The 12,199-nt window shown below is 62.5% G+C and carries 10 protein-coding genes and 1 tRNA gene; 7 read left to right on the forward strand and 4 right to left on the reverse strand.

Annotation, left to right across the window (positions count from 1 at the left end):
- Window positions 1–9: 9 nt before the first annotated feature.
- Window positions 10–882 carry a phosphoribulokinase gene (locus ACE3OV_RS17545; RefSeq protein ID WP_374328790.1) on the reverse strand — a complete coding sequence of 291 codons (873 nt, stop codon included), beginning with the start codon at window positions 880–882 and terminating at the stop codon, window positions 10–12.
- Between the two features lie 34 nt (window positions 883–916).
- Window positions 917–1,978, reverse strand: a complete 1,062-nt coding sequence (locus tag ACE3OV_RS17550; protein WP_374328791.1) for a class 1 fructose-bisphosphatase — start codon at window positions 1,976–1,978, stop codon at window positions 917–919.
- 178 nt (window positions 1,979–2,156) lie between these two features.
- Here ACE3OV_RS17550 and ACE3OV_RS17555 point away from each other — a divergent pair, with 178 nt between their 5' ends.
- The 5 genes from ACE3OV_RS17555 to ACE3OV_RS17575 all read left to right on the forward strand — a co-directional run bounded on the left by ACE3OV_RS17555 (window position 2,157) and on the right by ACE3OV_RS17575 (window position 8,871).
- Window positions 2,157–2,864 (forward strand): HAD family hydrolase, encoded by a 708-nt coding sequence (locus tag ACE3OV_RS17555; RefSeq protein WP_374328792.1) that lies wholly within the window; start codon window positions 2,157–2,159, stop codon window positions 2,862–2,864.
- Window positions 2,865–3,197: 333 nt separating this feature from the next.
- Window positions 3,198–4,577, forward strand: a complete 1,380-nt coding sequence (locus ACE3OV_RS17560; RefSeq protein ID WP_374328793.1) for a ribulose-bisphosphate carboxylase — start codon at window positions 3,198–3,200, stop codon at window positions 4,575–4,577.
- 146 nt (window positions 4,578–4,723) lie between these two features.
- Window positions 4,724–5,527 carry a CbbQ/NirQ/NorQ/GpvN family protein gene (locus ACE3OV_RS17565; RefSeq protein WP_374328794.1) on the forward strand — a complete coding sequence of 268 codons (804 nt, stop codon included), beginning with the start codon at window positions 4,724–4,726 and terminating at the stop codon, window positions 5,525–5,527.
- Between the two features lie 5 nt (window positions 5,528–5,532).
- On the forward strand, window positions 5,533–7,824 hold the full coding sequence (locus tag ACE3OV_RS17570) for a nitric oxide reductase activation protein NorD (protein ID WP_374328795.1): 2,292 nt from the start codon (window positions 5,533–5,535) through the stop codon (window positions 7,822–7,824).
- Between the two features lie 66 nt (window positions 7,825–7,890).
- Window positions 7,891–8,871 (forward strand): LysR family transcriptional regulator, encoded by a 981-nt coding sequence (locus ACE3OV_RS17575; protein ID WP_374328796.1) that lies wholly within the window; start codon window positions 7,891–7,893, stop codon window positions 8,869–8,871.
- Window positions 8,872–8,936: 65 nt separating this feature from the next.
- On the opposite strand, the gene ACE3OV_RS17580 is transcribed toward ACE3OV_RS17575, so the two are convergent.
- A tRNA-Pro gene (locus tag ACE3OV_RS17580) sits at window positions 8,937–9,013 on the reverse strand.
- A gap of 16 nt (window positions 9,014–9,029) precedes the next feature.
- Window positions 9,030–9,998, reverse strand: coding sequence for an octaprenyl diphosphate synthase (gene ispB, locus ACE3OV_RS17585; RefSeq protein ID WP_374328797.1), 969 nt, complete (start codon window positions 9,996–9,998; stop codon window positions 9,030–9,032).
- A 143-nt stretch (window positions 9,999–10,141) separates the two neighbouring features.
- On the opposite strand from ispB, the gene ACE3OV_RS17590 reads away from it, so the two are divergent.
- Together ACE3OV_RS17590 and ACE3OV_RS17595 are read left to right on the forward strand one after the other, a co-directional pair.
- On the forward strand, window positions 10,142–11,245 hold the full coding sequence (locus ACE3OV_RS17590; protein ID WP_374328798.1) for an HD-GYP domain-containing protein: 1,104 nt from the start codon (window positions 10,142–10,144) through the stop codon (window positions 11,243–11,245).
- Window positions 11,245–12,003, forward strand: coding sequence for a ThiF family adenylyltransferase (locus tag ACE3OV_RS17595; RefSeq protein WP_374328799.1), 759 nt, complete (start codon window positions 11,245–11,247; stop codon window positions 12,001–12,003). The genes ACE3OV_RS17590 and ACE3OV_RS17595 overlap by 1 nt, the downstream gene beginning before the upstream one ends.
- Window positions 12,004–12,199 lie beyond the last annotated feature (196 nt).

Below are 12,199 nucleotides of genomic sequence, written 5' to 3' on the forward strand. Positions count from 1 at the left end.
CCGGCCGCTTCAGGCGCGCCGCTTCTGGTCCATCAGACGCAGAACCATCGGCGTGAAGATCATCTGCATCGCCAGGCCCATCTTGCCGCCGGGAACAACCAGCGTGTTCGGACGGGTCATCATCGAACCGTGCAGCATGTTGATCAGGTACTGGAAGTCGATACCCTTCGGGTTGGCGAAGCGGATCACCACCATGCTTTCGTCAGCCGACGGAATATCGCGGGCGATGAAGGGGTTGGAGGTATCGACGATCGGCACGCGCTGGAAATTGACGTGGGTGCGGCCGAACTGCGAGCAGATGTGGTTCACGTAATCGGGCATCCGGCGCAGGATGGTATCGACCACCGCCTCGCGGGAATAACCGCGCATCTTCTGGTCGCGGTGCAGTTTCTGGATCCACTCCAGGTTGATGATCGGCACGACGCCGACACAGAGGTCGACATGGGCGGCAACATCGATCTCGCCGCCGGCCCAGGCGCCGTGCAGGCCTTCGTAGAACATCAGGTCGGTGTCGCCCGGAATGTCCTGCCAGGGCGTGAAGGTGCCGGGTTGCTGCTGCCAGGGCTCGGCTTCGCCGGCGTCATGCAGATACTTGCGAACCTGGCCGGTGCCGCTCTTGCCGTAGCTGATGAAGAGATTCTGCAGTTCCTCGAGCAGGTTGGCTTCAGGACCGAAGTGGCTGAAGTTGACGTTGCCCTTGTCTCCCTGCGCCTTCATCTCGGCACGCATCGACAGGCGGTCGTAACGATGGAAGGAATCGCCCTCGACGATCTGGGCGTTGATCTTTTCGCGCCGGAAGATGTGCTGGAAACTCTGCATCACCGTGCTGGTGCCGGCGCCGGACGAACCGGTGATGGCAATGATCGGATGTTTGACGGACATGGCGGGAACTCCCGGAGATATGAAATGCGGTGGTCTAGTCGCGGAACAACGAGCGTTCGGCGAACAGCGGCGAAGCGAAGGGACGGTCGGTGCCGGCGTCGAATTCCTGGTGATAGCGCTCCAGTCGCTCGACTTCCTCGCGCGAACCGAGGATCACCGGTACGCGCTGGTGCAGCATGTCCGGCGCCACATCGAGGATGCGGCCACGGCCGGTACTGGCGGCACCGCCGGCCTGCTCGATCAGCATCGCCATCGGATTGGCTTCGTAGAGCAGACGCAGGCGACCGGGCTTGGACGGGTCCTTGTTGTCCTTCGGGTACATGAAGATGCCGCCGCGCATCAGGATGCGATGCACTTCGGCAACCATCGAGGCAATCCAGCGCATGTTGAAATCAACCCCGCGCACGCCGGTCTTGCCCGCCTTGCATTCAGCGACGTAGCGCAGCACCGGCGGTTCCCAGAAACGTTCGTTGGAGGTGTTGATGGCGAATTCCCGCGTCGCTTCCGGCACCCGGATGTCGGCATGGGTCAGGATGAAGTTGCCGCTTTCGCGGTCCAGCGTGAAGCCATGGGTACCGGTGCCGACGGTCAGCACCAGCATGGTCGCCGGGCCGTATATGGCGTAGCCGGCAGCCACCTGTTCGGTACCGGGGCGCAGGAAGTCGCCGATCGCCGCATCGCCGGCCTGCGGGCGCTGCAGGATGGAGAAGATCGTGCCAACCGAGACATTGACGTCGCTGTTCGACGAGCCGTCGAGCGGATCGAAGACCAGCAGGTAACGACCGCGCGGATAGCCTTCGGGAATCGGGTAGGCCTCGTCCATTTCTTCCGAGGCCATGCCGGCAAGCTGGCCGCCCCATTCGCAGTGGCGCAGGACCGCCTCGTTGGCGAGAACGTCAATCTTCTTCTGTTCCTCGCCCTGCACGTTGGTCGACGCGGCCGAACCGGAAAAGCCGGACAGCGCCCCCTTGCCGACCAGCGCCGAAATGCTTTTGACCGCCGCTGCAACGTCGATCAACAGGGCGCCCATGTCACTGTGCTGACCGCGGGTGTGCTCGATGACGAATTTCGAGAGCGTGGTGCGTCCGAATAGCATGATGTCTCCAGTCATTGGTTTGTTACCGTGTTGGAGATCAAGATAAGTTACTTGTGAATTAAGGCCTAGTCAGTTTTTTTTAATCATTTCGTAAGTCATTGCTGATTAAACAATCCTGAGTCGCCGATTCAGCAGTTCTGACTGGCCGCCACCGCTGCGCTGCGCTAACGTGGCAAGCATGACTACTTCACACGCCCTGATCTTCGATGTCGATGGCACGCTCGCCGAAACCGAACGCGACGGCCATCTGCCCGCCTTCAACGCCGCCTTTGCCGAACTCGGCCTGCCCTGGCACTGGGACGAGCACCTGTATGGGGAATTGCTCGAAGTTACCGGGGGCAAGGAAAGGATCCGGCATTTTGCCCAACTTTACGATCCAGCTCGGGCTGCCGCCACGGATTTCGGCGACCTGGTCCAGCGCCTGCACCAGACCAAGACCGCGCACTACGTACGCCGCGTTGCCGCCGGGGCCATCCCCTTGCGTCCGGGAGTCGCCGAACTGATCAAGGCGGCGCGCTCAAGCGGCCTGCGCCTGGCGATCGCGACGACGACCTCGCCGGAAAACGTCGCGGCATTGCTACACGCCAGCCTGGCGCCGGACGCTGCCGAGTGGTTCGAAGTGATTGGTGCCGGTGACGTCGTGCCGGCCAAGAAACCGGCCCCGGATATCTATGACTGGGTGCTCGAACGACTGGCCTTGCCGGCCGCCAGCTGTCTGGCGATCGAGGATTCGGTCAATGGCCTGCAGGCGGCGCGCGCTGCCGGCCTGCGCTGCCTGGTCTGCCGCGGCGAATACACGCGCGAGCAGGATTTCAGTGGCGCCTGGCGGGTCGTCAACAGTCTGACCGGGATCGCACCAGCCAGCCTTTTTCCCCCTGCACCATGAAAAACGCCGGGAAATCCCGGCGCCGGCAGATCAGTGATAAGCCTTCTTCGAGGCCAGCTTCAAGGACATGAAGCAGGCCAGACCGAAGATGGCGACGGCAAAGCCGACGCCGATGAAGGACAGTTGGTCCATGAAAACCCCGCAGATTGGTTTAATTGATCGGAGTGCTTTCGTCTGCCAGTTTCCGGAATAGTTCCCCAGGCACCACGCTTCGATCGTAAATTTTTGCTGAAGCAAGAAATAAAAATACGTGACTGTTATTTATCTTTCGCCCTTCCTAATATGCCTTCCATCGCAGCAGCAAACCGTACAACCAATCACGGAGACAAGACGATGGACCAATCCAACCGCTACGCCGACCTCAGCCTCAGGGAAGACGACCTGATCGCCGGTGGCCGCCACATCCTTTGCGCCTACAAAATGAAGCCGAAGGCCGGCTACGGCTATCTCGAGGCTGCCGCACACTTTGCCGCAGAATCGTCAACCGGTACCAACGTCGAGGTCTGCACCACCGACGAATTCACCAAGGGCGTCGATGCGCTGGTCTACCACATCGACGAGGCGACCGAGGAAATGCGCATCGCCTACCCGATCGACCTCTTCGATCGCAACGTCATCGACGGCCGCATGATGCTGGTTTCCTTCCTGACGCTGACCATCGGCAACAACCAGGGCATGGGTGACATCGAGCATGCCAAGATGTACGACTTCTACATGCCGCGCCGGGCGATCGAACTCTTCGACGGCCCGGCCAAGGACATTTCCGACCTCTGGCGCATCCTCGGCCGGCCGGTCGTCAATGGCGGCTACATCGCCGGCACCATCATCAAGCCCAAGCTCGGCCTGCGCCCCGAACCCTTCGCTGCCGCCGCCTACCAGTTCTGGCTGGGTGGCGATTTCATCAAGAACGACGAACCGCAGGGCAACCAGGTCTTCGCGCCGATGAAGAAGGTGATGCCGCTGGTGTACGACGCGATGAAGCGGGCGATGGACGAAACCGGCGAGGCCAAGATCTTCTCCGCCAACATCACGGCTGACGACCACTACGAAATGGTCGCCCGCGGCGAATACATCCTCGAAACCTTCGGCCCGGATGCCGACAAGGTCGCTTTCCTGGTCGACGGCTACGTCGGCGGCCCGGGCATGATCACCACTGCCCGTCGCCAGTTCCCGAACCAGTACCTGCACTACCACCGCGCCGGCCACGGTGCCGTCACCTCGCCCTCGGCTAAACGCGGCTACACCGCCTACGTGCTGGCCAAGATGAGCCGCCTGCAGGGCGCCTCCGGCATCCACGTCGGCACCATGGGCTACGGCAAGATGGAAGGTGACAAGGACGACCGCGCCATCGCCTACATCATTGAGCGCGACAGCTACACCGGCCCGGCCTACCATCAGGAATGGTACGGCATGAAGCCGACCACACCGATCATCTCCGGCGGCATGAACGCGCTGCGCCTGCCCGGTTTCTTCGAGAACCTCGGCCACGGCAACGTGATCAACACCGCGGGCGGCGGCGCCTACGGCCACATCGACAGCCCGGCCGCCGGCGCCAAGTCGCTGCGCCAGGCCTACGAATGCTGGAAGGCCAAGGCCGACCCGATCGAATGGGCCAAGGCACATCCGGAATTCGCCCGCGCCTTCGTCTCCTTCCCGAACGATGCCGACAAGATCTATCCGGGCTGGCGCGAAAAGCTCGGCGTGCATAAGTAACCAAGCACAGGCAAAAGCCTTACCGCAGAGACGCGGAGGGCGCAGAGGAAGGCAGAGAAAAGGCAAATGGCCTGCCCCCGGGTTTCCTCCTGTCTTTCTCTGCGCCTCTGCGGTGACCTGCAGCGCTTGCCCACGGAGTAACGACGATGTCGACAGCCGAAAGCTACAAGGTTCGCCAGCAACCTTTCTACCAGCCGCAAGGCAATGAAGTCGCGCTCTACGAGGCGGCTTACGCCGCCCGCCTGCCAGTCATGCTGAAGGGGCCGACCGGTTGCGGCAAGTCGCGTTTCGTCGAATACATGGCCTGGAAGCTCGGCAAGCCGCTGCTCACGGTGGCCTGCAACGAGGACATGACAGCGGCTGACCTGGTCGGTCGCTTTCTCCTCGACGCCGGCGGCACGCGCTGGCAGGACGGCCCCCTGACGCTGGCGGCGCGGCTCGGCGCCATCTGCTACCTCGATGAAATCGTCGAGGCGCGCCAGGACACCCTGGTGGTCATTCATCCGCTGACTGATCACCGGCGCACGCTGCCGCTCGACAAGAAAGGCGAACTGGTGGCGGCGCACCCCGACTTCCAGTTGGTGATCTCGTACAACCCGGGCTATCAGAGCCTGATGAAGGACCTCAAACAGTCGACCAAGCAGCGTTTCGCAGCTTTCCAGTTCGTCTATCCCGACGCCGCCCTGGAAACTGCCATCGTCGGCAGCGAAAGCGGCATTGATCCGGAACTCGCCGGGCAACTCGTCGAACTAGCCCAGGCCGGCCGACGGCTGAAGGGGCACGGCCTCGACGAAGGCATCTCAACCCGCCTGATCGTCTATGCGGCCAGCCTGATCGGCCAGGGTGTCGCCCCGGCCGACGCCTGCCGGATGGCGATGGTGCGTCCGATCACCGACGATCCGGACATCATCGACAGCCTCGACCACGCCATCGCCGCCATCTTCGGCTGAACGCCATGGTCGTTCCCGGCATCCGCCAAGTTGCCGACGCCCGCCAGCGGCTGATGGCCAATCCCGAATCGCAGGCCGCCTGGGCGGCACTCGACTGCGGCTTTGCCAGTGTCGCCGATGTCTTCGACGAATGCTATGCAGCAGCAAAGCAAGCACTCACCGACGACGCACTTCCCGCCTTTCTTGAAACTGCCCGCCAACTCGGCAAACTAGGCCGGGGCGCCGAACCACAACTCGCCTTCCTCGAAGGCTGGCCGCGCGTCGTCGCCAGCATTGCGCAGGACGATGCCTTGCCGCTACTGCAGGACAGCATCCGCCGGTTGCAGAAATCGCCCAACGGCCCGGCGCTGACACCGCTCCTGCAGACCCTGGGTGGCGTCGCCGAACGCCTGCGCAGCGCGCTTGCCCTCGAGCACTACCTGCGCCTGGTACGCGACCTCGCCGAGCGCACCTCAGGTTCCATCCACGGCCACCAGGTCACCCACGCCAGTCCGGCGTTGCCCGAATTCCTGCGCGTCGCACCACAGCTCCTCGCTCTGGTCTCGCTGGCTGGCGTCCGGCGCTGGCTCGAACACGGCATCCGCCTGAACGGCGATCACCCGGAGCGACTGCGCGAGTATTTCGCGCTGCGCTCGCCGGAAAGTCGCGCCCTGCTCCAGCAGCAACGCGCCGGCACGCTGTTCGCCGACGTCGAGCGCCGCCTCGTCCTCAGCCAGCAAAGCCTGTGGCAGGACGACAGCCTGCTCGTCCCCTACTCGACCGCTTTCGTCGAACAACGCCAGCAGCCCTATCTGGCCGCCGACGGCATGCGCCTGCCGGATGTCCTCGACGTGCACGCCGGCATCTCTGGCAGCAACCGCTATCGGGCGATGCTCGCCCACCTGAGCGGCCACCGGCGCTGGAGCACCCCGCTCGTTGCCGACAACTGGAGCCCGCTGCAGCGCCTGAGCGTAGAGACCTTCGAGGATGCCCGCATCGATGCGCTGATCATCCGCCGCTATCCCGGCTTGCGCCGGGTCTTGCTGGCGCTGCATCCGATTCCGCCAGTCGGCGCTTGCGACCCGGCGCGCGACAACACCTTGCGCCATCGTCTGACCCGCCTGTCGCGCGCCTGCATCGACCGCGATTACGACGATCCAGACCGACTGATCGACGAGTTCGCCGAGCGCTTCACCGCGCAACTGAACGGGAGCGAGGCCTCGACCCGGGCGATGGCCGAACTAGCGCTCAGCTACGCCGCGCGTAGCCGCCTGCCGAGCGATCAGTACGCGCGCGTCCATTTCGCCGACACCGAGGTCGACTACCGCGACGATAACCGCCATCTGTGGACCTTCATCGAGGCCGGCGACGAGGAAGAGTCCTTCACTCCGCCGCCGCGCGCCGCCAGTCCCGAAGCCAGCGGCCTGCCGCCCCGCCACTATCCGGAATGGGACGATGCCGGCCAGACCTACAGACCGGACTGGACGGCAGTCTATGAAGCCCTGCACCCGGCCGGCCGCGCCGCCGACATTGATGCACTGCTTGCCCGGCATGCGGTACTCGCTCGCCGCCTCAAGCGCCTGCTCGACTTGGTCAAGCCACAGGCCAGGGTCAGGGAGCGTTACCGCGAAAACGGCAGCGAACTCGACCTCGATATCGCCGTCGCTGCCCTGGTCGACTGGCAAAGCGGGCAGTTGCCAGAGGCACGCATCGAGATCAGCCATCGCACTGCCGGCCGCGATATCAGCGTGCTCCTGCTGCTCGACCTCTCGCAATCGCTCAACGCCAGCCTGCCCGGCAGCGGGCAGAGCGTGCTCGACACCGCACGCGAGGCAGTCGCGCTGCTCGCCTGGGCGATCGACCAGCTCGGCGACACCTGCGCCATCGCCGGCTTCCACTCGAACACCCGGCACGAGGTCCGTTACCACCACATCAAGGGCTTCTCGGAAACCTGGGACGACGCGGTCAAGGCGCGCCTGGCGGCCGTCGAGGCCGGGTGGTCGACGCGCATGGGAGCAGCCCTGCGCCACGGCGGCCGCATGCTTGCCGCCAGGCGCAGCGAAAAACGCGTCCTCCTCGTGCTGACCGACGGCGAACCGGCCGATATCGACGTCAGCGACCCCGACTATCTGCTTGCCGATACCCGCAAGGCAGTCTCCGAACTCGCTGCGGAAGGCATTGACTGTTTCTGCCTGAGCCTCGACCCCGAAGCGGACGCCTACGCGACAAGAATCTTTGGTCATCGCTGGCGGGTCCTTGACCGGATCGAGCAGTTACCCGAACAGTTACCGATGATCTATCTGAACCTGACCCGTTGACGCCGATCCATGCGACGCCTAGAGTTAAGCGATTCCGAATATTTCACTGAAACGGTTCAGAAAAACATGAACTTCGTTCGCAACCTGACCCTGCGCCAACTACAAATCTTCGTCGTCGCCGCTCGCCACCTCAGCTATGCCCGCGCCGCCGAGGAACTGCACCTGACGCCGCCAGCGGTCTCGATGCAGTTGAAGCAGCTTGAAGACAACGTCGGCCTGCCGCTGTTCGAGCGCATGGGACGTGGCGTCGCCCTGACCGGTGCCGGGGAACTGCTGGTACACCATGCGCTGCGCATCCTCGGCGAGATCAAGGATGCCGAGGCCAGCCTGCAGGCCCTGGGGGGTGCCGAAAGCGGCCAGATTTCGGTCGGTCTGGTCAGCACGGCCAAGTACTTCATGCCGCGCCTGCTCGCCAAGTTCGCCCAGGAACACCCCGGTGTCGATGTCCAGTTCAGCGTCGGCAACCGCCAGGCGCTGCTGCAGAAACTGCAGGACAACGCGATCGATCTGGCGATCATGGGCCGCATTCCGCAGGAAATCGATGCTCATGGCGAGCCGATGGCCTGCCATCCCTACGTTCTGATCGCCCCGGCCGACCACCCGCTGCGCGACGCCCGCCGGTTCGAGATGCACGAACTGCGGCACGAAACCTTCCTGTTGCGCGAGGAAGGCTCGGGCTCACGACGTGTTGCCGAGGAAATGTTCAAGAATCACCTGTTCACCCCGGCGCGGACGATCAGCATGGGCAGCAACGAAACCATCAAGCAGGCGGTGATGGCCGGCATGGGCATCAGCCTGCTGTCGCTGCACACGCTGCCGCTGGAGCTGAAGACCGACGCCCTGTGCCTGCTCGACGTGGTGGGCACGCCGATTGAGCGCACCTGGTACGTGGTCAACATGAGCGCCAAGCGCCTGATGCCCGCCGCCGCCAAATTCCGCGCCTTCCTGCTCGATGAAACGGCGCCCTCACTCGAGAACGAGTTCAACCGCCATCTGCTGAATCCGGAACGCCAGCCCTGCCCCTATTTCGTTGGCGGGAAATTGTAGCTTGACTGCGCCAAACCACGGCAGCAACAAAAAAGCCCTGATTTCTCAGGGCTTTTTTGTAAATTTGGTCGGAGTGACATGATTCGAACATGCGACCCCTGCGTCCCGAACGCAGTGCTCTACCAGGCTGAGCTACACTCCGATGTGCTTGGCGAAACCTAGTGATTTCGCTCAACAGCTAAGAAGGTCAATTCTAGCAGAGCTTTTTTATAAAGAGAATCCCCCAACAGCGAAATTGCTGCTCTGGCTTGCTCTGCCTCCTTTGCTGCCCGGGCCCGGGTATGTTTCAGAGCGCCACTCTGCTGGATTGCCAGCAGCACTTCCGGGAAGGCATCGCGGCCGCCTTCCTCAATCGCCCGGCGGACACAGGCAGCGTGTTCCGGGGTGCCGTGCTGCATCGCATGGATCAGGGGGAGGGTCGGTTTACCTTCGGCAAGATCGTCGCCGAGATGCTTGCCGGTATCCGCTTCCTGGCCGGAATAGTCGAGCACATCATCCACCAATTGAAAAGCCGTCCCCAGGTGCATGCCGTAAGTGGCCAGAGCAGCTTCGAGGGCAGGCTCAGCACCACCGATGATCCCGCCGAGGCGGGCAGCGGCCTCGAACAATTTGGCCGTCTTGTAGTGGATGACCTGCATGTAGCGCTCTTCATCGACATCGGCATCGTGACAATTCATCAGCTGCAACACCTCGCCCTCGGCGATGATGTTGGTCGCATCGGAAAGAACCTGCATCACGCGCATGTTGTCGACTGCAACCATCATCTGGAAGGCGCGCGAATAGAGGAAATCGCCGACCAGCACGCTGGCCGCATTGCCAAACGCAGCATTGGCGGTTTGCCGACCGCGCCGCAACTCGGATTCATCGACAACATCGTCGTGCAGCAAGGTCGCCGTATGGATGAACTCGACGACGGCAGCGAGTTCGTGGTGACGCGCTCCCTGATAACCCATCGCACCAGCGGCCAACAGCACCAGCGCCGGCCGCATGCGCTTGCCACCACTATTGATGATGTATTCGGCCACCTGACGCACCAACACGACATCGGAGTAAAGACGCTCCCGGATCACCGCGTCGACGGCTTTCATGTCGGGCCCGATCAGGGCATAAAGCTGTTCCAGGGTCACGATGCGTTTTCTCGAGGCGAAGCGCGAAATCTTAGGGGGCAGCCACGGGGCAGTCAAGGCCAATCAGCGCCTTCATCTCCCTATCTGGACAGCCCTTTGTTAAACTCGAGCGATCGATTGGTGCTGGCATAGGGAGCCCTGAAATGGATGTTCGCGCAGTTATTTCGCCGACGGTACACGACCGCGAAGCACTGGAAGAGTTTGCCGACGCACTCACCGACCGGGCGCCGGAGGTTGAGCGCGATGTGGCCCGCCTGAAAAAATCACAGGGTGACCGCGAGCTCACCGCCGACCTCTTCCGCGCGATCCATAACATCAAGGGTGACGCGGCGTTGTGCAAGTTTGAACTGGGCATCGCCATCGCCCATCCGATCGAATCGATGATGTCTCGCTTCCGCGAGGGTGAAATCGCCTTTTCGGATCTGCTCGCCGAAACCATACTATTGGCGATCGACCGCCTGGAACTGGCGACTGACGCGGTGCTCAACCGCAAGCCCCTGGAAAATCTGCGCCTGCTCGATCTGGTAGAAGGCCTGGAAAAGATATCCCGCGCCACCAGCGAGCGCGTGGACGCAGATTGCGCCGAACTGGTCGAAGCGGTCACCGGTTTTCCGCCGGTGATCAGCAGCATGAGCGGCAAGTCACCGAAAACCGCCATCCCCAAGTCCGAGCACGCCAATGTCAGCAATGACCTGCATTTCTTTCGCTCGCTGGCAACCCAGTTCGAGAGCCGCTCTCCCCTGTTCAAGGGGAGAACGATGCGGATACTGCGACTGGCGCTGGAAACCAACCGCACAGCGGGCAATCCGATTGACCCACTGCAACTGGAGGCCGCGGTTTACATGCACGATATCGGCATGATGCTGTTGCCTGAGGAAAACTGGCTCAAGGTCGGCAAGTTGAGCGAAACGGACAAGGCCCAGCTGCGCAACCACCCGGGCTACGCAGCCGGCCTGCTGCAACGCATGGCAGGCTGGGAAGCCGCCGCCGAAATCGTTGCCCAGCACCACGAAATGCCGGATGGCGCCGGCTATCCACAAGGATTGAACAGCGAAAGCATCTGCCCCGGCGCCAAGATCCTCGCCATCGTCGATGCTTTCGAAGCGGTAATGCTCAAACACATCCACCGGGGCAAAAATCGCTCGGTGCTGCGAGCGATCGCCGAAATCAACGCCTGCGACAAACAGTTCGCACCGGAATGGATCGCGCCGTTCAATGCCGTGATCCGCAAAACCATTGAACGCTGATGATCGCTCCCGACATTGAACGCCGTTTCTCCGGCGTTGCCCGACTCTATGGCGAGACCGCTTACCGCCGTTTGCAGCAAGCGCACGTCTGCGTCATCGGTATCGGCGGCGTCGGCTCATGGTGTGCCGAGGCGCTGGCCAGAACAAGCGTCGGCCGGCTGACGCTGATTGATCTCGACATGGTTGCCGAGTCGAACACCAATCGCCAGATACACGCACTCGACGAGATTTACGGCAAAGCCAAGGTCAACGCGATGGCCGAACGTATCGCCGCCATCAACCCCGACTGCGAGGTCAGCGTCATTGAGGACTTCGTCACCGAGGAAAACGTCTCACAACTGCTCGGCGGTGGCTTTGAGATCGTCGTCGACGCCATTGACCAGGCCCGGGTGAAAATCGCCATCGCCAGCTTCTGCCGCCAGCACGGGCAAGCTCTGGTTATGGCCGGGGCGGCAGGCGGCCAGATTGATCCGACCCGCGTGCGGATCGCCGACCTCGCGCACACCATCCAGGACCCTCTGCTCGCCAAGGTACGCTCCGCACTTCGCCGCCATCACGGCTTTCCACGCCAGGGAAAACTTGGGGTTACAGCAGTCTATTCCGACGAGCCGCTACGCTATCCTGAAATCCAGGGTAATTGCGCAACCCCTTCGCCCACCGGCCTGAACTGCGCCGGGTTCGGCTCCAGCGTCTGCGTCACCTCCGTATTCGGCATGGTGGCGGCTAGCCACGCCATACGTCAGATTGGCAACATCTAAGTCCAGGCAAGATCCTTTCGCGGTCTATCAGAGCAATTTTCCGATGGGCGCTTACGGCGCGAATTTTTTGTAAGCGCCCGGCAAACCCATCTGTAAATTGACGCGCCAGACCGCGAAGATCGTGTCCCCTTAAAACGATGGTGGACACTTTCGATGGAAATCCAGAAGCCAAGTCGGCGCCGGCGGCATCATCCGG

This window comes from Azonexus sp., assembly GCF_041909095.1.
GTDB lineage: Bacteria > Pseudomonadota > Gammaproteobacteria > Burkholderiales > Rhodocyclaceae > Azonexus.